We start from the raw sequence: 18043 nt of genomic DNA on the forward strand, positions 1-18043 counted from the left end.
AACAGTATTAATCATAAAATCGTAAATTCGCGAAAGAACTAATTTTATTTCAATTTATAATAATCATGAATTTTAGAATAGAAAAAGATACCATGGGCGAAGTCCAAGTGCCTGCAGACAAATTATGGGGAGCACAAACAGAACGTTCAAGAAATAATTTTAAAATTGGTCCACCGGCTTCCATGCCTTTGGAAATAATTTATGGTTTTGCCTATTTAAAGAAGGCTGCTGCTTTTACTAACTGTGAATTAGGTGTACTTTCAGAAGAAAAGCGGGATCTTATTGCAAGAGTTTGTGAAGAGATTTTAGCTGGCCAGCACGACGATCAATTTCCATTGGTTATTTGGCAAACCGGTTCAGGAACGCAAAGTAATATGAACGTTAATGAGGTTATTGCCAATAGGGCACATCAAATTGCAGGAAAAACAATTGGTGAAGGCGAAAAAACAATTCAGCCAAATGATGATGTTAACAAATCTCAATCTTCAAATGATACATTTCCGACAGGCATGCACATTGCTGCTTATAAAAAAATAGTTGAAACTACTATTCATGGCGTTATTCAACTGCGAAATACGCTTCATAAAAAATCGCAAGCCTTTCAAGATGTGGTTAAAATTGGTAGAACTCATTTAATGGATGCTACGCCAATTACTTTAGGTCAAGAATTTTCTGGTTATGTATCCCAATTAGATCATGGATTAAAAGCCCTTGAAAACACAATGCCGCATTTATCTGAATTAGCTTTAGGCGGAACAGCTGTTGGAACTGGATTGAATACACCGGATGGTTATTCTGAATTAGTAGCTAAATATATAGCTGATTTCACCAACCTACCATTTATAACCGCACCCAATAAATTTGAAGCTTTAGCAGCACATGACGCTTTGGTAGGAACACATGGCGCTTTAAAGCAATTGGCTGTATCTTTGAATAAAATCGCCAATGATATTAGAATGATGGCTTCTGGCCCACGTTCTGGAATTGGTGAAATTAATATTCCAGCTAATGAGCCTGGAAGTTCTATTATGCCAGGAAAAGTAAATCCTACACAATGTGAAGCTTTAACTATGGTTTGCGCCCAAGTTATGGGAAATGATGTTGCAGTAACCGTTGGTGGCACGCAAGGTCATTATGAACTTAATGTTTTTAAACCTATGATGGCTGCAAATGTTTTACAATCTGCTCAATTATTGGGTGATGCTTGTATGAGTTTTGATGAACATTGTGCTCAAGGTATCGAGCCAAACCACGATGTTATTAAACAATTATTAAATAATTCTTTAATGCTTGTAACCGCCTTAAATACCAAAATAGGCTATTATAAAGCTGCAGAAATTGCGAATACGGCTCATAAAAACGGAACAACTTTAAAAGAGGAAGCCGTTAATTTAGGTTACGTTACTGCTGAAGATTATGACGCTTGGGTAAAACCAGAAGAAATGGTTGGCAAAAGAAACAAATAAGTTTATTCTTATAATTTTTTATAAACGCTAACAATTTTTTGTTAGCGTTTTTTTATTTCCCAAAAATTGAAGAACTTTGAAAAAACCAACATCGTGACGACACTCATAATCAACATAAAAGAATTACTTCAAGTAAGAGAAAATCATATCCCAAAAATCTCTGGAAGGGATATGAAGCAGCTTCCAATTATTAAAGATGCTTATCTTTTAATTGATGACGATACGATAGTTGGTTTTGGAACTATGGCCGATTGTAAAAAAATAGAAGCTGACACCATTATTGACGCTACTGGAAAAGTAGTTTTACCAACATGGTGTGACTCTCACACGCACATTGTTTATGCGGGAAATCGCGAGCAAGAATTTGTAGATAGAATTAATGGTTTTAGCTATGAAGACATTGCTAATCGTGGCGGAGGTATTCTAAATTCTGCTGAAAAATTGCAGCAAACGAGTGAAGATGATTTATATGAGCAGTCTGCTAACCGCTTACAGCAAGTTATGCAATTAGGTACAGGTGCTATAGAAATAAAATCGGGTTATGGACTGACTATTGAGGCTGAATTAAAAATGCTTCGGGTAATAAAACGTTTAAAACAGAATTTTCCACTAAAAATTGAAGCCACACTTTTGGCGGCACATGCTGTACCAAAAGAATTTAAAGATAATAAAGAAGGTTTTGTAGATTTGATTGTTAATGACATGATTCCTACTGTTGCAAACGAGCAATTAGCAAAATATATTGATGTTTTTTGTGAAAAAGGGTATTTCGACTTAATAGACACCGAGCGCATTTTAAAAGCTGGAACAGCGCATGGATTAATCCCAAAAATTCATGTCAACCAATTCAACGCGTTTGGAGGCATTGAAATTGGCGTAAACAATCAAGCCCTTTCAGTGGATCATTTAGAAGTTTTAAATGACAGCGATATTGAAGTCCTTAAAAATAGTGAAACTATGCCCGTGGCACTTCCCTCCTGTTCCTATTTCTTAAGTATTCCTTACACACCCGCTAGAAAATTGATTGACGCAGGATTGCCTTTAGCTTTGGCTTCAGATTATAATCCGGGTTCTACACCTAGCGGCAACATGAATTTTGTTATAAGTACAGCTTGTATTAAAATGAGAATAACCCCTGAAGAAGCTATAAATGCCGCCACCATCAACGGTGCTTATGCTATGGGCGTAGGAAATATGTACGGTAGTATTACGCGCGGTAAAAAAGCTAATATTATTATCACTAAAGACATTCCAAGTTATGCTTTTTTACCCTACGCTTTTGGAAGTAACCATATTTATAAGGTTATGATTAATGGACAATTCATATAATTTCAATTTAAATTCTCAAGATGGCGCCACGCTAGAACTAGCCGTAATTGGTATTACCAATTTTATAAATGCCGGGATTCACGTTCAAAATTTACCGTACCGTCGGAATTTGGACAGAAGTGATTATTCTTTAGTTATTTTTCAGCAAAAAGGTATGTGTTTTATCAAACATGCATATTTAGCTGCTCTAGCACACGCAAATGTACATTTTGAAGTAAAATTATATTTGGGTATGTAAAAAATGTGCGAAGCCAACACAAGTCAGACATCATTTTATAAGGCGTTACTTTATGAAGAAGAAATTCAACCGCATCAAATTGGGTATTATATAGTAAATATACATCTCCATTTTATGGAAAACTGGATAATTTCAGAAGGTATTATCTACAATTTTGAAACAGTTTGGCACATTCGTGAAGCTTGCATTACTAGTTTATCTCTCTTAAAAACATAAAAAAACCCGAAAACCTAAACTTTCGGGTTCTTTCATTAAGAGTGTTATGGAACACTCAAAATATATTATTTAATCTATAGTAAATTCTGTGGTAGAAACTAAATCTTTCTGATTGTAAACATTTACCACGTAACGACCTTTTTCAAAATTATTACCTTTTGGGCTAATAAATTCACAAATATTCAAACTCGCATTTTCGTAATTAAATTTACTGACAATACTGTAGTTTAAAACTTTATCTCCAAATTCAATTTGCTCATTTGCACCCAACGTATTATTCTTTGGATCAATTACTTGAATGTATAATTCATGATCACCAGCTTTTACTAAAGTGTTTCTTGGAACCGTAAAACAAACACTAATTTTATCCGCACGTCTTGCACTTTCTGTTGGAATTAACTTACCGGAAGTACGTTCAATAACACCATTACCTTTTAAGCCAACAGCTCCTAATACAGATGCATTACTAACGACTTCAGCTAAAGCTGTGTTTTGCACCAATAAAGAATCCGTAAACATAGTTCGTTCTTGCAAACGTGTTCTTGTGCTGTCTAAAGACGTTGATAAATATTGGTTTTCATTTTTCAAACGTTCATTATCTCTTAATAAAACGTCCATTTCTTTCTGTAAAGCCGTGTATTTAGATTTGTAACGGTATAAACTCTGAATGTTGGTTTCTGAAACTTTTAATGAATCTATTAAGCCCTGAATACGCGCTTTTGCTTCTACTAATTTTTCATTTGAAATTTCATTTTCGCCAATAACAACATCATATTGTTTCGCCATATTGGTCAAATCGGTCATGACCATCTCCTTTTCTTGTAATAATTGTGCTTCTGTGCTCTTTTTCTCTTTGTAAAGTTTTGAGGTATAAATACCTGTTGCTACAAATAAAACCAAGGCAATACCCAATGCGACTTTTAAACCTGTACTGTTTTTGTTGTTTTCCATAAATTGATTTCGTTAAAAAAATAAAGTTACTATTATTTTTGTGCTTTTTTACGCAATTGTTTTTAAAGTTTCAAATATAAAGTACTTTTATACTTTACATCTAAATTAACATTTAAAATGGATAGACTGGTATTATTTAAAGAATCTAATCTTAAATCCTTATTAAATAAGCGCCCAGGCGAATCCAAGTTTGGTGAACATATTTCTGTGCTCACCGAAACCTCCCATATATACGAACAACTTAATACTTTAGACGTTCAGTATGTTATTTTTGGAATACCTGAAGATGTTGGCGTATTTGCTAACCTAGGAAAAACAGGTACATCTGGAGCTTGGCATGCCTGCCTTAAAGTATTATTAAATATTCAAAGTAATGCGTTTACCCATGCCAGTAGGGTTCTAATTCTGGGACATTTAGATTTTTCTAAAGAAATGGAGAAAATGAAAGATCTGAATCAGACTACTCTAGATGACCTCCAAATTGCAAGAAAAATGGTTTCAAAAATTGATAAACACGTTACAGATTTAATGACCCATATTATAAAAGCGGGCAAAACACCCATTGTTATTGGTGGCGGTCATAATAATGCCTACGGAAATATTAAAGGCACCTCATTGGCGCTTAAAAAACCTATAAACGTTATCAATTTTGATGCACATAGCGATTTTAGAAATGAAGAAGGTCGTCATAGTGGTAATGGCTTTAGTTATGCTTATTCTGAAGGCTTTTTAAAAAATTATTTTATTTTTGGATTGCATGAGAATTATACTTCCGATGTTATTTTTAAACAGCTCCAAGTTAATCCACATTTGGACTTCAATACCTTTGAGTCTATGGAAATTAGAAAGGAATTAGCATTTAAATCGGAGGTAAATCGGGCGTTAGAATTCGTGCAATCTAAACCCTATGGTATTGAATTGGATTGTGATGCTATAGAAAATGTGCCCAGCAGTGCCATGACACCTAGCGGATTTAGCGTAACCAAAACGCGTTACTTGTTAAGCAGTGCGGCGGCAAGCAAACAGGTTAAATATCTTCATTTATGTGAGGCTGCACCAACTCCTGAAACAGAAACGCAAGTTGGAAAACTATTAACATATTTATTAACTGACTTTATTAGAGCTCATGCCAATGCTTAAAATAATCCCTTTTGAAAAACAATTTGTCCAATCCTTTTATGATTTAAACATAGAATGGTTGAAAACGTATTTTTATGTAGAGCCTTTTGATGAAGAGGTTTTAAGCAAGCCTGAAATATACATAATTGATAAAGGTGGCTTTATATTTTTCGTTCAATCAGATTTGGAAATCGTTGGAACGGTTGCTTTGATGCCCACAGCAGATAAAACCGTTTTGGAACTTACAAAAATGGCTGTAAATCCTGATTTACGTGGACAAAAAATTGGTCAACAATTATTACAATATTGCATCAATTTTGCGCGAGATAAAAATTTTAAAAGTCTACTACTCTATTCAAATACGAAATTAGCTAATGCCATTTATTTATATAGAAAATATGGCTTTATAGAAATTCCTGTGGAAGAAAATTCCCCTTATAAACGCGGAAATATTAAAATGGTATTGGAACTGCGATAAATTTTTTTATTAAAACCGTATCTTAACAGTCTAACAACTTTATATGAAAACTAAATATATTCTAATTTTAGTCATTGCCTTATTCTTTTTCAACTGTAAATCCGATAAAAATACATCAGATCAAGAAGTAATTAATAATGTTTCAGATTCTACAAATACGGAAACTTCACAAATTAACAACACCGATGATTTTACCTTCGCTGATATAAAAATTACGCCTGTAAATCATGCTAGTTTAGTAATTACCTATCAAAATATAAGTATTTATATTGATCCTGTAGGAAATGATTCACTTTATAAGAGTTTTCAAAAACCAGATTTTATTTTGATCACAGATATTCACGGAGATCATTTAGACAATTCTACTCTTGAAGCTGTTATGGCGCCAAATACCATAATTATAGGGCCTGAAGCGGTAAAAGAGAAACTATCAAAAGCTTTAATTTCTAATTACAAAGTACTTTCAAATGGATTCAATGAAAATTTTTCAATTTCTAATGACACATTGAATATTGAAGCTATACCTATGTATAATTTGCGGGAAGATGCTTTAGCCTATCACACAAAAGGACGTGGAAACGGTTATGTATTAACTTTAAATAACCAACGAATTTATATTTCTGGTGATACGGAAGATATACTAGAAATGCGAAATTTAAAAAATATTGATGTGGCATTAGTTTGTATGAATTTACCTTATACAATGACTATAGAAAGTGCTGCAGATGCCGTTTTAGAGTTTATGCCTAAAAAAATATTGCCCTATCATTACCGTGGAACAGATGGCTTTAGTGATGTTGAATCTTTTAAGAATGTAGTAAATTCCAAAAATAAAACAATTGAAGTAATACAGTTAGACTGGTACAATTAATCATAATATTTTCATTTATAATTCTTTACTGCGAAAAATATTTTATATTTGAAGAGCTATTAAGTCAATTATCATTTTATTATGTTATTTATCTGGAACTTCCGGCTCTATCAAACTATTATTTTGATTGAGCAGTTAAGCATTGTAACCATGCTTGCCATTACTGTGCTTATCTTTTTGGTGCTGCTAATTTTAGGGGTTCGGAAATCCTATATCCTCAAAAAAGAAAATGATCGCTTGAGTCAAACATCTCCTATGGAAAATGAGAGTTCAAATAAACCTTATAGAGATTTTACGGAAGGCCATATGTACAACAATAAATAATTTATGGAAACCGTAATCTTTTTAGCAGTATTAATTTTATAGTTCTAGTAATTGCATTTAAAACCAAATTGTTTTTAAACACTATTACTCCGGAAAAGCAGTGGAAAAAAGAAATGGATGCATTAGAAAAGAACATAACAGACCTAAACAGTATTGAAGTGGATAACTATAAATTAAGTTCCGGATATCTATACCAACCTAAATAGAAGAAATAAATTCAATAAAAAAGCCTCGACTATATCGAAGCTTTTTCATTTTTAATTAGCGAACTAATTTTTTATATTTAATTCGTTTCGGCATTAAATCGCCACCCAAACGTTTTTTCTTATTTTCTTCATATTCACTAAAGCCACCTTCAAAGAAGTAGACTTCACTATTGCCTTCAAAAGCTAAAATATGCGTACAAACTCTATCTAAAAACCAACGGTCGTGACTAATAACTACAGCACAGCCTGCAAAGTTTTCTAATCCTTCCTCTAAAGCTCTTAACGTGTTAACATCCAAGTCGTTTGTTGGCTCGTCTAATAGCAACACGTTGCCTTCTTCTTTTAAGGTCATGGCTAAATGCAATCGGTTTCGTTCACCACCAGACAATAATTTCACTTTTTTATTCTGTTCACTTCCACTAAAGTTAAAGCGACTTAAATAAGCTCGAGAATTTACTTGTTTTCCACCCATCATAACAAGTTCTTGCTCGTCACTAAAGTTTTGCCAAATAGATTTTTCTTGGTCAATATTGGAATGACTTTGATCTACGTATGAAATTTTAGCAGTATCACCTACTATAAATTCACCCTTATCTGGCGTTTCTTCACCCATAATCATTCTAAAAATAGTGGTTTTACCGGCACCGTTTGGACCAATAACACCAACAATTCCAGCTTGTGGCAAGTTGAAGTTTAAATCTTCATATAATAATTTATCATCATAACCTTTGCTCACGCCTTTAGCTTCAATAACATTGGTTCCCAAACGCGGACCATTTGGAATGTAGATTTCTAATTTCTCATCCAATTGTTTTTGATCTTGACTCATTAACTTGTCATAGTTATTCAAACGTGCTTTTTGCTTGGTCTGACGACCTTTTGCTCCTTGACGTACCCATTCCAACTCACGCTCCAATGTTTTCTGACGTTTAGAAGCTGTTTTGCTTTCTTGAGCCATACGTTTTGATTTTTGATCCAACCAAGACGAATAGTTTCCTTTCCAAGGAATACCTTCACCTCTATCTAATTCTAAAATCCAGCCGGCTACATTATCCAAGAAATATCTATCGTGCGTTACGGCAATCACCGTTCCTTTATACTGTGCTAAATGATGCTCCAACCAATGTACGGATTCCGCATCCAAGTGGTTAGTGGGCTCATCTAACAACAAAACATCCGGTTCTTGTAATAATAAGCGACATAAAGCCACTCGACGACGCTCTCCACCGGAAAGTACGCCTATTTTTTTATCGCCATCTGGAGTTCTTAAAGCATCCATGGCAATTTCCAATTTGGTATCTAATTCCCAAGCATCTGATGCATCAATTTCATCTTGAAGCAATGCTTGACGATTCATCAATTTCTCCATTTTGTCTGGATCAGAATACACTTCTTCCAAACCGAACATGTCGTTTATTTTATTGTATTCATCAAGAATAGCAACGGTTTCAGCTGCTCCTTCACGAACTATTTCCATAACCGTTTTGTCATTATCCATTTGCGGATCTTGTTCTAAAAACCCAACCGAATAATCTTGTAAAAATGTTACATCACCTTGATAGTTTTTATCTTGACCTGCAATAATTTTTAGCAAAGTTGATTTTCCAGAACCATTAAGACCTAAAATCCCAATTTTAGCACCGTAGAAAAAACTTAAATAAATATTCTTTAAAACCGGCGCATTGGCACCTGGAAATGTCTTGGTTAAACCAGACATGGAAAAAATTACTTTTTTATCGTCGCTCATAATATTGTAAAATTGAAATGTTGTGAAGTTGTGTTATGTAAACTTGGAACTATTAAATTCCTAAAAGACTATATATAATATAAGAAAGCTGAATGATTTTAAACGCGCCCTTTCAATGCATTAAATACCCATGCTATTGAAAAAAAACCGACACCTACAGCAGCAAATCCCCATCCAGCAACGTCATCATATCGAAACGCACCCAAAGCAATTAAGGCTAGACCTACAAAAATCATAATCCATGTAGCCCAAGCTAAAACGGTATTTTTATTCATTGACATAATTTAATTTTAGTTTAATAGTTAGCAAAAGCAAATATCGGGATTTTTAACAGAAAAAGCACCCAAAAGGATGCTTTTTAATAGGTGTTTTAAATGTGCTCTAATTCATAGGAACTTCAATGAATAATAAACTTGAATCGTGATTTGCCTTTATTGAGAAATGTTCAGTTTCTGATACGCCTATAGCATCTCTGGTACCTAATATTTGGTTTTCAAAAGAAATATTTCCTAAAATGACCATAACATATACACCATGATTTGAGTTTTTCAATTTATAATCCCAAATTTTATCAGCATCTAAAACAATTCTAGAAATAATGGTATCCTGATGAATTTTTAAGCTGCCCTCATGCTTTTCATCTATAGAACTTACTAAAACTTGTAACCTATTAAGGCTGTCTTTTTTTGAAAAATTTTCTGTTCATACCGAGGCTTGACGTTCTGAATATTTGGAGTTGTCCAAATTTGAAACAAGCTTAAGTAATCATTTTCAGAACCATTAATTTCTGAATGCTCAATACCTGTGCCAGCATTCATTACTTGAACTTCATTTGGTAAAACTGCTTGCCAATCCTGATTCATGTTATCGCGATGCTTTAAAACACCTGCTAATGGAATGGTAATAATTTCCATGTTTTGATGAGGGTGCGTACCAAATCCCATTTTTGGTGCAATTATATCATCGTTTAAAACGTGTAACGCACCAAAATTCATTTTGTGTTTATCATAATTATTGGCGAAACTAAAAGAGTGATTAGCTTGCAGCCAGCCATGATTTTCAAAGCCTCTATCTTCTGCTTTATGTACAAGTGTTTTCATAATAATTTTAAGACGCTTTTTAAAGCATTAAAATTAATTGGATTTAACATCGGCTTTATGAAAATTTATCTCATTTTATCTAATAATTCACTTAAAAGTGAGGCGTCATCTTCGGTTAGGTTTTTAGTTATTTCGTGATTAAAATCGGTTGAAATAGATTCTAAAAGCTCTTTACCTTCATGAGTGATTTGGACAAATACCACACGCCTATCATTTTCACAAGGAAAGCGTTCAATTAATTGTTTTGCAATTAACTTATCCATTAATCTGGTAGCATTTGGCGATCTTTCAATCATACGCTCTTTAATAGTTTGCACTTTTAAAGCATCTTTGGAACCTTTTAATATTCTTAATATATTGTACTGTTGCGGAGAGATTCCAAAAGGATTGAAAAACTCATTTTGAAAGCTGGTAATCCAGTTAGCCGTGTATAAAATATTAATTAAAGCTTTGTCCTTAATATTTACGAATTTTGAGTTAATATCTTTAGAAAGATTTCCCATGTTTGAATGTATTTTCCTTAATTACCTCTATATGTTGAATAACCAAAAGGAGATAGCGTTATTGGAACATGATAATGATTGTCATTCTTAATTTCAAAAACAACTTCTATAAAAGGATAAAATGAGCTTTGATTCATTTTTTTGAAATAGGGCTCGACAAAATAAGTTAATTTATAAATCCCATTCTTTTTTGAACCATTTTCCTGTTTTAAAAAGTCGGAAATTCTACCATTTTCATCAGTGAATTTTTCATCTATAGTTTTCCAATTTCCGCTATTATCTTGTTCGGAAAGACTTATTTTTACATTCGGTGCTGGTTGGCCTTGAGTAATATCCAAAATATGACTAGATAATAGGTATGTAACGTCTTGTGCAAAACTTAAACTTGCAACCGCAAGCATGAATACGAATAAAATATTTTTTGCTTTCATCTTAATTTATTTAATTAGCAATGACATCTTTATAATCATCCTGTTTTTTCGAAAAAACATGTTCTACATAAGGACAACTAGCAACAGCTTTTAAATTGTTTTCACGCATAAAAGCTACAGCTGCATCTACCAACTTATAGCCAACACCTTGTCCTTTTAAGGATTCATTCACTTCCGTATGATTAATATCTATGATAGCATCATCAACAAATTCATAGGTCATTTCTGCCTCTTGCTTTCCATCTATTTCAATATAAAATGTTCCGCTTTTATTTTCTTTTTTGTGTTTAACTTCCATATATAATTTCGTTTTTAAATAGTTCAACTTTAGTTAATAATTCTGTTTTAAGGGTTTCGTCACTAATTTCGCCGTCTTTAAAATGCGTTTCAAACAAGGGTAAAGAGAAATCAGCTAAAATGTTCGTTTCATGTCTTGGAAATCGCTCTTTCGCCATAGCTAAAACCGATGCGCCTCCTCTACCGCCTGTAGAGGCTGACATAAGTAACAAAGGCTTATGTCCGAATGTTTTATGACTTATTCTGGACATCCAATCGAATGCATTTTTAAAAACAGCCGTGTAGGCACCATTGTGTTCTGCTAAAGATAAAATTATACCATCGGCATTTTGAATGTGATTGAATAAATTTGTAGCTGAATCGGGATGGCCATCACGACTTTCTAAATCTATTCCGTAAAGTGGCATTTCAAAATCGTTTAGATCTAATATCTGTACTTCTATTTCAGATGTGGACACCAATTTAGCCGTATATTCAACTAACTTTTTATTAATGGAATTTTGACTATTACTTCCCGCGAAGGCAATTATATGTTTCATGTAATTAAATGCGTGTTATCTGTACAAATATAAATATATTCCATGGAAACTATTCCCATGTAATATTATTTAACAAAATATTCACTTTCAAACCAACATCTTCTTTCGTAAATTCGTGGCAAAGAAAAAATCTATGGACATCAACTTCAATAAAAACGAAGATCATAATAAACTGCTCGTTTCAGAATTAAAAAAACGTTTGGCACACGTAAAACTTGGCGGCGGTAAAAAAAGCATTGAAAATCAACATGAAAAAGGCAAATTAACGGCTCGTGAACGTGTTGATTATTTATTAGATTCTAAAAAACCATCCATTGAAATTGGCGCTTTTGCAGGCGAAGATATGTATGAGGAACAAGGTGGTTGTCCTTCAGGCGGTGTGGTAGTGAAAATGGGTTATGTAAAAGGTAAGCAATGTTTAGTTGTTGCCAATGATGCCACCGTAAAAGCAGGCGCTTGGTTTCCAATAACTGCCAAAAAGAATTTACGTGCTCAAGAAATCTCAATAGAAAATAGATTACCTATTATATATTTAGTGGATTCTGCAGGCGTTTATTTACCAATGCAGGATGAAATTTTTCCAGATAAAGAACATTTCGGTCGTATTTTTAGAAATAACGCCATAATGAGTAGCATGGGAATTACCCAAATTGCTGCTGTTATGGGTAGTTGTGTTGCTGGTGGTGCCTATTTACCTATTATGAGCGATGAAGCCTTAATTGTTGATAAAACGGGAAGTATCTTTTTAGCGGGAAGCTATTTGGTAAAAGCTGCTATTGGCGAAACCATAGATAATGAAACTTTAGGTGGTGCAACAACGCATTGCGAAATTTCTGGAGTTACCGATTATAAAGCTAAAGATGATAAAGATGCTTTAGATAAAATTAAAAATATTATTGATAAAATTGGTGATTATGATAAAGCGGGATTCAACCGTGCTGATTCACAAAAACCGAAAGAAAATCCTGAAGATATTTACGGTATTATACCTAAATCGCGTGCAGATCAATATGATATGTATGAAGTCATTAAGCGTTTGGTAGATAACAGCGAATTTGAAGAATACAAAGCCGATTACGGGAAAACCATTATCACCTGTTATGCACGAATCGACGGTTGGGCTGTTGGCATTGTTGCTAACCAACGAAAATTAGTAAAAACCGCAAAAGGTGAAATGCAATTTGGTGGTGTTATTTATAACGATTCAGCTGATAAGTCCACCCGATTTATTGCGAATTGTAACCAGAAGAAAATACCTTTAGTCTTTCTACAAGACGTTACCGGATTTATGGTAGGAAGTAAAAGTGAACACGGCGGTATTATAAAAGACGGTGCTAAAATGGTAAATGCTGTAAGTAATAGTGTGGTACCAAAATTCACTATTATTCTAGGTAATAGTTACGGTGCTGGAAATTATGCCATGTGCGGAAAAGCTTACGATCCAAGATTAATTGTTGCTTGGCCAAGTGCTGAATTAGCAGTTATGAGCGGTAACAGCGCGGCTAAAGTTTTGTTGCAAATTGAAAAAGCATCGTTGAAAAAGAAAGGTGAAGAAATTTCACAAGAAAAAGAAGATGCACTTTTTAAAGAAATTAAAGACCGTTATGATAATCAAGTTTCTCCTTATTATGCGGCAGCGCGAATTTGGACAGACGGAATTATTGATCCATTAGACACCAGAAAATGGATTAGTTTGGGAATTGAAGCGGCTAACCACGCTCCTATTGAGAAGCAATTTAATATGGGTGTTTTACAGGTTTAAAATTATATGAGAAAATTAATAGTTTTGTTTTGCTTTTTTATCGTGGTATTTTCATCCTTTGCTCAAAATAAGTATGATAGCATTGGAGAACCAAGAATTCAGGTTATTAAAAATGATAAAACGGCCGATATTAGCGGCCGTTTTCTTGTTTTAGAAAATGACATTTTATATCCATACAGCAATAATTCTGCCGATTTAAATTTTCTACTTCCCGATAATTACGATTATAATAGGATGTTAGGATACTATCAACGTGTTGTTTATTGCTACTTAACAGATAACCCGCCTATTGTTTACCAACTTATGCAATGGTCGGTTCCAATTGTAATTTATATGGATAAAGATATTCCTAAAGATGTTCAAGATGACTTTAAAAACTTTATTTCTAAATTACAAATGGATAACATAAAGCATCTAGATATTAGCTTTACAAAGAGATTTAAAAATTCAAATTATCATATTAAATCCACTGAAACAGCCGTAAATGGTTATGATAAAAACTATGAGTTTGATTCAGAAGAAGACCGCTTGAATGACCTTTTAACGGGTTCAACTTATAAATTAGTTACGGATGGTAACAATAAATTTTATGGTGGCGTTTTACAAATTCATCTGAAAAGTTTCCAGACCAATGATGATGTTACCAAAAGACTCAAGCAATTATTTTATAAAAGTTTAGGAAATTTTGTGGCCGATAATTACATAGAAACCAACAGTCTTTTACATAATGACTATGATAATTCAGCAGAAATTTTAGATTTTGATTTGAATATTTTGAAAATTCATTATTCTCTAATATACGATCAAAGAATTTATTTGGCTGATTTCAGAAACCTGCTAACATGGGCTCAAAGACAAAAATAATGAAAAACCTTTTTACCCTATTTATTCTTTTTGGCTTCATTTCCATAAGTCAAGCGCAAGAACACACCACAGAAAGTTCTAGAAAGATTTATACCTCATTAAAAGCCTATAAATTAACATATAAAACACCTCTTACCAAGCAAGATACTTTGAATTTTGTGGTGCGAGAACATGATACTTTAGTTCTAATAACGCCAAAAATGTCCAGGAATGGCAAGAGCGTACCTTATGAATATAAAGACAAAAGCTTCTTAAAATATTATAAAAAGTCTGCATTTAGAAGTTCGGGTGTTGATTCCACAGATCAGAGGCAAGTAATGCGTTATTGGAAAGATCCTATAAAGATTTTCTTTTCTGAAAGTATTTCTCGGAAAACAAGAAAGGATATTATGACTTTGGCAAAAGAGATTAGCAGTCAAGTAGATTCTTTGCAAATTTCGGAAGTTAAAAAAGTTGAAGAATCTAATTATGTCGTTTACCTGTTTGATGACTATGAATATGATTCCTTGATGAAAAATTATACCAATTCAGATTATTATTTGCATTGGAATACTAGAAACCAAATATACCGATGCGGTGTAAAAATTGATACAAAAATCTTCTATAATCAAGCTTTAATTTCAAACAAACTGAAGGAATTATTTGTGAGTACATTGGGCCATTTTTATGCAATAAATGATTTGGGCTGTGAAAGTTACTTTGCAAATTGTTATTCTGAAAATAAGCAGTTAACTAGTTTAGATTTGGAAATTTTAAAATATCATTATTCATATGGTATTTGCAAAGGCACCACTTTACAAGATTTTGAAGTCCAGCACGAAAAAGCCAAAAGCGTTTTAAAAGAACATAATGTTTTGATTAATTTTTTCCATTTAGATTAAATAGTTTGAAATTCATTAAAGTTGAAAAGTAACTTGAAAATCAATAGCGATTTTCAAGTTACTTTTTTGTTTTTGCAAAATTCACACGCATCCTTCAGGCTATTAACTAGTTACTCCTGAATATTTTTCAATTAAGCGAACAATTAAATCATTGAGTTTTTCGACTTTAAAATCATCGGTTGTTGGTTTCATATGTGAATTTCCAATACCGCTATCATCTGTTAAAAACACATAAGTTCCATTCGTAGAGACACTAAAGAATCGCATTAAAAATTCGACATTTTTGTTGGCATCACTTGCTACGATAGGAATAATTTTAATGCCTTTTTCTTGTGCGATTTTAATTTGTTCTTTGATTGTTTTTACAATAGCTTCTGTAAAATGAGGTGGTGCATCTAAAAGTAAAAACATAATTTTAGCCTTTGAATCCGTTTCCCACGCTTGTGCTAAAGAAACTTTTAACGCTTCTTCTACGGCTTCTTCATAATCGCCGCCACCATTAGCGTTTTGGTTGGCCAGAAATGTTTGAACGGCATTAATATCAGTAGTAAAATCAAAATTACGTACTACATATTCATCGCCACGATCTCTGTAAAACGTTAAGGCTACGCGTTTTTGTTGGATGCTTTTATCTAATCGTGAAATAATATTTTTTAATTCTGATTTCAAATAATCAATTTCATCGCCCATAGATCCTGTGGCGTCTATAGTAAACATGATATCCACATTGTTGGTTGTTGACGATTCATTATTTAGAATAAATGAAACAGCATTCATTTTACTGGTAATTTTCTTACCAATAACGTTATCATTTTGAATAGTTTGAACAATATAATAAGCACTTTGGCAATTAACTTCTAAATCTTTAAAAAGAACTATTTTACCATAAATATCTGTGCGTCCTTTCATAATTAAAGAATTGTTTTCATCATATAATGACACAGAAACGTTATTTAGAGGCTGTTTTTTTGAGTTGCTCACAGAGACATCAACCTTATTCTCCAAACTAAATTTCCAGTTTTCTTGAATTTTCTTAAAGTCATTACTCTTTAGTGCTTTCAACCAAGCATCCCACTTTTCAATATCATTTATTTCACCAGCTGTAAGTTGTCCTGATTGTGGCTCATAATTTGGCGCTTCTTTTTCAGATGAACCTCCATCTAAACTTGGATTAGAATAGTGAGTTAGCTCCTCCGCATTATATACTTTAGAAGAAGCGCTTCTATCTGCTACGTCTCTCCTTTTGATTCCTAATGCCGAAACAATCACTTCTTCTAAAGCTTCAGAATCAACTTGCATAGAAAAACTGAAACTAGTAGATTTCTTTTCAACTTTACGATTTTCTGTCTTATATCCAATAAATGCAAATACTATAACAGCGCCTTCTTTTGCTTGAATACTATAAAAACCGTCAAAATTAGTTTGGATGCCACCTAAAGTGTCTTTTATCATAACATTTACGCCAGGTAAAGGCAAGCCGTTTTCATCAGAAATAGTTCCAGAAATGGTTTGTAATTGGGCGTTTACTTGTAAACTTATAAAAGCTACAAATACGAATAGTAGGAGATTTTTCATGGTTTTGTGTTTTAAATTCTATGTAAACCTAAAACACAAATCCTATATATAAAATCGGAAATTAGAGAAAGCTCTATTTGATTGAGGCAACCGTCTTTTTTCGTTGAATTTTGCCAGAATGTGTTTCTTGAAAATATTTTACAAAGAAAATTTCTTTAGGAATTTCATACTTTGTTAAACCTGAAAACACGTCGGTTTTTAGAGGTTTCTCTTCACCTTCAACAATAAGAACAACACGTTCGCCCAATTCGTTATCGGGTAAAGCGGTGATGAAAAATCGGGAATCAATGTGTGATGCTAAGGTATTTTCAACCATTTCAGGATGAATTTTTATACCGCCAGAATTAATAACGTTGTCCAAGCGCCCTAACCATTCAAAAGATAATTTGTCATGAATTTTAACCACATCATTCGTTATAATTATCGCTTCGGAAATATTCTTGGCATCAATTATCAAACAATCACGATCATCTTGAGAAATTACAATTCCCGGAAGCACTTGAAAATACCGGTTTGTAGCATTTTCGGAAAAGTTATTGAGTTGCTTTACCGCAATATGGCTCACCGTTTCTGTCATTCCGTAGGTTTCAAAAATCGTAGGTTTGATACCTTGAATTATCTTAATTAAATCTTTGGAAACTGGCGCACCACCAACAATTATAGTTTGTATTTTATCAACTTTAGCAAGGTTTCTTTGCAACTGCATAGGAATCATAGCGGCAAACTTGTAATCTTTTCGCGTATTAATATCCAAGATCTTTTTGGGTGCAATAATATCCAAATGCCAACCTAACATCATAGCACGAATCAACATCATTTTACCCGCAATAGTTTCAGCGGGTAAACATAAAAGGGCACGGTCTTTAGGTTCTAATTGAAAAAAATTACCAGTCGTTAAAGCGGAATGAACCATGGCCTGCTTACTAACACTAATTTTTTTAGGTAATCCTGTAGAACCAGATGTTTGGGCTGAAATTGTTTCATTAGAATCTAACCAGTCAGCCAAAAACTCGCCAATACCGATTTCAAAATCTTCACCTTCTTTGATGTAACTATATGCGACTTCCTTTAAAGCTTCGCGATCATAATGAAAGCCATTTAGTTGAAAATGGTTATGTACTTTATCAAATGTTGGTGTCATTTCAA

At 33.2% G+C, this 18043-nt stretch carries 22 protein-coding genes; 11 read left to right on the top strand and 11 right to left on the bottom strand.

Translation table 11 applies throughout. The features are described from left to right. Positions 1-65 precede the first annotated feature (65 nt). From fumC to ES674_RS12400, 4 genes are all read left to right on the top strand, one after another. Complete coding sequence (fumC, locus tag ES674_RS12385) at positions 66-1466, top strand: class II fumarate hydratase (RefSeq protein WP_148404426.1); 1401 nt, start codon at positions 66-68, stop codon at positions 1464-1466. Between the two features lie 93 nt (positions 1467-1559). Beyond that, a complete protein-coding gene (gene hutI, locus ES674_RS12390) occupies positions 1560-2795 on the top strand; it encodes an imidazolonepropionase (protein ID WP_148404428.1) in 1236 nt (411 codons plus the stop codon). Further along, positions 2779-3033 carry a hypothetical protein gene (locus tag ES674_RS12395; RefSeq protein ID WP_148404430.1) on the top strand — a complete coding sequence of 85 codons (255 nt, stop codon included), beginning with the start codon at positions 2779-2781 and terminating at the stop codon, positions 3031-3033. The genes hutI and ES674_RS12395 overlap by 17 nt, the downstream gene beginning before the upstream one ends. A 3-nt stretch (positions 3034-3036) precedes the next feature. Beyond that, positions 3037-3249: a hypothetical protein gene (locus tag ES674_RS12400; protein ID WP_148404432.1), complete on the top strand. Its 213-nt coding sequence runs from the start codon at positions 3037-3039 to the stop codon at positions 3247-3249. A 69-nt stretch (positions 3250-3318) separates the two neighbouring features. On the opposite strand, the gene ES674_RS12405 is transcribed toward ES674_RS12400, so the two are convergent. Next, positions 3319-4200, bottom strand: coding sequence for a chromosome partitioning protein ParA (locus ES674_RS12405; protein ID WP_148404434.1), 882 nt, complete (start codon positions 4198-4200; stop codon positions 3319-3321). 117 nt (positions 4201-4317) lie between these two features. Here ES674_RS12405 and ES674_RS12410 point away from each other — a divergent pair, with 117 nt between their 5' ends. The 4 genes from ES674_RS12410 (at position 4318) to ES674_RS12425 (ending at position 6992) form a co-directional block, all read left to right on the top strand. After that, positions 4318-5340: a formimidoylglutamase gene (locus tag ES674_RS12410; protein ID WP_148404436.1), complete on the top strand. Its 1023-nt coding sequence runs from the start codon at positions 4318-4320 to the stop codon at positions 5338-5340. Beyond that, entirely contained in the window at positions 5333-5797 is a 465-nt protein-coding gene (locus tag ES674_RS12415; protein ID WP_148404438.1) for a GNAT family N-acetyltransferase, read from the top strand. The genes ES674_RS12410 and ES674_RS12415 overlap by 8 nt, the downstream gene beginning before the upstream one ends. Positions 5798-5840: 43 nt before the next feature. Then, entirely contained in the window at positions 5841-6668 is an 828-nt protein-coding gene (locus ES674_RS12420) for an MBL fold metallo-hydrolase (protein ID WP_148404440.1), read from the top strand. Between the two features lie 123 nt (positions 6669-6791). After that, positions 6792-6992 (top strand): hypothetical protein, encoded by a 201-nt coding sequence (locus ES674_RS12425; RefSeq protein ID WP_246126041.1) that lies wholly within the window; start codon positions 6792-6794, stop codon positions 6990-6992. A 261-nt stretch (positions 6993-7253) separates the two neighbouring features. Here ES674_RS12425 and ettA read toward each other — a convergent pair whose 3' ends face one another. The 8 genes from ettA to ES674_RS12460 all read right to left on the bottom strand — a co-directional run bounded on the left by ettA (position 7254) and on the right by ES674_RS12460 (position 11815). Then, positions 7254-8945, bottom strand: coding sequence for an energy-dependent translational throttle protein EttA (gene ettA, locus ES674_RS12430; protein ID WP_148404444.1), 1692 nt, complete (start codon positions 8943-8945; stop codon positions 7254-7256). Between the two features lie 98 nt (positions 8946-9043). Then, the gene (locus tag ES674_RS12435; RefSeq protein WP_148404446.1) at positions 9044-9226 is read right to left on the bottom strand and encodes a CAL67264 family membrane protein; all 183 of its coding nucleotides are present in this window, start codon (positions 9224-9226) and stop codon (positions 9044-9046) included. A gap of 100 nt (positions 9227-9326) precedes the next feature. Beyond that, on the bottom strand, positions 9327-9590 hold the full coding sequence (locus tag ES674_RS15630; RefSeq protein WP_317132055.1) for a pirin family protein: 264 nt from the start codon (positions 9588-9590) through the stop codon (positions 9327-9329). An 8-nt stretch (positions 9591-9598) separates the two neighbouring features. Further along, positions 9599-10045, bottom strand: coding sequence for a pirin family protein (locus ES674_RS15635; protein WP_246126042.1), 447 nt, complete (start codon positions 10043-10045; stop codon positions 9599-9601). Between the two features lie 65 nt (positions 10046-10110). Then, on the bottom strand, positions 10111-10548 hold the full coding sequence (locus ES674_RS12445; protein ID WP_148404447.1) for a MarR family winged helix-turn-helix transcriptional regulator: 438 nt from the start codon (positions 10546-10548) through the stop codon (positions 10111-10113). Positions 10549-10565: 17 nt separating this feature from the next. Further along, the gene (gene uraH, locus ES674_RS12450) at positions 10566-10979 is read right to left on the bottom strand and encodes a hydroxyisourate hydrolase (protein ID WP_148404448.1); all 414 of its coding nucleotides are present in this window, start codon (positions 10977-10979) and stop codon (positions 10566-10568) included. Between the two features lie 10 nt (positions 10980-10989). Continuing rightward, positions 10990-11277 (bottom strand): GNAT family N-acetyltransferase, encoded by a 288-nt coding sequence (locus ES674_RS12455; RefSeq protein WP_148404450.1) that lies wholly within the window; start codon positions 11275-11277, stop codon positions 10990-10992. After that, the gene (locus tag ES674_RS12460; protein WP_148404452.1) at positions 11267-11815 is read right to left on the bottom strand and encodes an NADPH-dependent FMN reductase; all 549 of its coding nucleotides are present in this window, start codon (positions 11813-11815) and stop codon (positions 11267-11269) included. Before ES674_RS12460 ends, ES674_RS12455 begins: the two co-directional genes overlap by 11 nt. Positions 11816-11948: 133 nt before the next feature. Here ES674_RS12460 and ES674_RS12465 point away from each other — a divergent pair, with 133 nt between their 5' ends. From ES674_RS12465 to ES674_RS12475, 3 genes are read left to right on the top strand one after another with little or no spacing between them, the layout of a single operon-like run. Beyond that, positions 11949-13577: an acyl-CoA carboxylase subunit beta gene (locus ES674_RS12465; protein ID WP_148404630.1), complete on the top strand. Its 1629-nt coding sequence runs from the start codon at positions 11949-11951 to the stop codon at positions 13575-13577. 6 nt (positions 13578-13583) lie between these two features. Beyond that, positions 13584-14441, top strand: a complete 858-nt coding sequence (locus tag ES674_RS12470) for a hypothetical protein (protein WP_148404454.1) — start codon at positions 13584-13586, stop codon at positions 14439-14441. After that, a complete protein-coding gene (locus ES674_RS12475) occupies positions 14441-15322 on the top strand; it encodes a hypothetical protein (RefSeq protein ID WP_148404456.1) in 882 nt (293 codons plus the stop codon). The genes ES674_RS12470 and ES674_RS12475 overlap by 1 nt, the downstream gene beginning before the upstream one ends. Positions 15323-15424: 102 nt before the next feature. Here ES674_RS12475 and ES674_RS12480 read toward each other — a convergent pair whose 3' ends face one another. Both ES674_RS12480 and ES674_RS12485 read right to left on the bottom strand, forming a co-directional pair. Next, entirely contained in the window at positions 15425-16897 is a 1473-nt protein-coding gene (locus tag ES674_RS12480; RefSeq protein ID WP_148404458.1) for a carboxypeptidase-like regulatory domain-containing protein, read from the bottom strand. Positions 16898-16970: 73 nt separating this feature from the next. Continuing rightward, positions 16971-18038: an AMP-binding protein gene (locus ES674_RS12485; protein WP_148404460.1), complete on the bottom strand. Its 1068-nt coding sequence runs from the start codon at positions 18036-18038 to the stop codon at positions 16971-16973. Positions 18039-18043 lie beyond the last annotated feature (5 nt).

Source organism: Bizionia myxarmorum (assembly GCF_008086205.1).
GTDB lineage: Bacteria > Bacteroidota > Bacteroidia > Flavobacteriales > Flavobacteriaceae > Algorimicrobium > Algorimicrobium myxarmorum.

Excerpts from the sequence above, each read along its gene's own strand:
- fumC (WP_148404426.1), top strand. The coding sequence starts at position 66 with ATGAATTTTAGAATAGAAAAAGATACCATGGGCGAAGTCCAAGTGCCT.
- ES674_RS12395 (WP_148404430.1), top strand. The coding sequence starts at position 2,779 with ATGGACAATTCATATAATTTCAATTTAAATTCTCAAGATGGCGCCACG.
- ES674_RS12400 (WP_148404432.1), top strand. The coding sequence starts at position 3,037 with ATGTGCGAAGCCAACACAAGTCAGACATCATTTTATAAGGCGTTACTT.
- ES674_RS12405 (WP_148404434.1), bottom strand. The coding sequence starts at position 4,200 with ATGGAAAACAACAAAAACAGTACAGGTTTAAAAGTCGCATTGGGTATT.
- ES674_RS12410 (WP_148404436.1), top strand. The coding sequence starts at position 4,318 with ATGGATAGACTGGTATTATTTAAAGAATCTAATCTTAAATCCTTATTA.
- ES674_RS12415 (WP_148404438.1), top strand. The coding sequence starts at position 5,333 with ATGCTTAAAATAATCCCTTTTGAAAAACAATTTGTCCAATCCTTTTAT.
- ES674_RS12420 (WP_148404440.1), top strand. The coding sequence starts at position 5,841 with ATGAAAACTAAATATATTCTAATTTTAGTCATTGCCTTATTCTTTTTC.
- ettA (WP_148404444.1), bottom strand. The coding sequence starts at position 8,945 with ATGAGCGACGATAAAAAAGTAATTTTTTCCATGTCTGGTTTAACCAAG.
- ES674_RS12435 (WP_148404446.1), bottom strand. The coding sequence starts at position 9,226 with ATGTCAATGAATAAAAATACCGTTTTAGCTTGGGCTACATGGATTATG.
- ES674_RS15635 (WP_246126042.1), bottom strand. The coding sequence starts at position 10,045 with ATGAAAACACTTGTACATAAAGCAGAAGATAGAGGCTTTGAAAATCAT.
- ES674_RS12445 (WP_148404447.1), bottom strand. The coding sequence starts at position 10,548 with ATGGGAAATCTTTCTAAAGATATTAACTCAAAATTCGTAAATATTAAG.
- uraH (WP_148404448.1), bottom strand. The coding sequence starts at position 10,979 with ATGAAAGCAAAAAATATTTTATTCGTATTCATGCTTGCGGTTGCAAGT.
- ES674_RS12455 (WP_148404450.1), bottom strand. The coding sequence starts at position 11,277 with ATGGAAGTTAAACACAAAAAAGAAAATAAAAGCGGAACATTTTATATT.
- ES674_RS12460 (WP_148404452.1), bottom strand. The coding sequence starts at position 11,815 with ATGAAACATATAATTGCCTTCGCGGGAAGTAATAGTCAAAATTCCATT.
- ES674_RS12465 (WP_148404630.1), top strand. The coding sequence starts at position 11,949 with ATGGACATCAACTTCAATAAAAACGAAGATCATAATAAACTGCTCGTT.
- ES674_RS12470 (WP_148404454.1), top strand. The coding sequence starts at position 13,584 with ATGAGAAAATTAATAGTTTTGTTTTGCTTTTTTATCGTGGTATTTTCA.
- ES674_RS12475 (WP_148404456.1), top strand. The coding sequence starts at position 14,441 with ATGAAAAACCTTTTTACCCTATTTATTCTTTTTGGCTTCATTTCCATA.
- ES674_RS12480 (WP_148404458.1), bottom strand. The coding sequence starts at position 16,897 with ATGAAAAATCTCCTACTATTCGTATTTGTAGCTTTTATAAGTTTACAA.
- ES674_RS12485 (WP_148404460.1), bottom strand. The coding sequence starts at position 18,038 with ATGACACCAACATTTGATAAAGTACATAACCATTTTCAACTAAATGGC.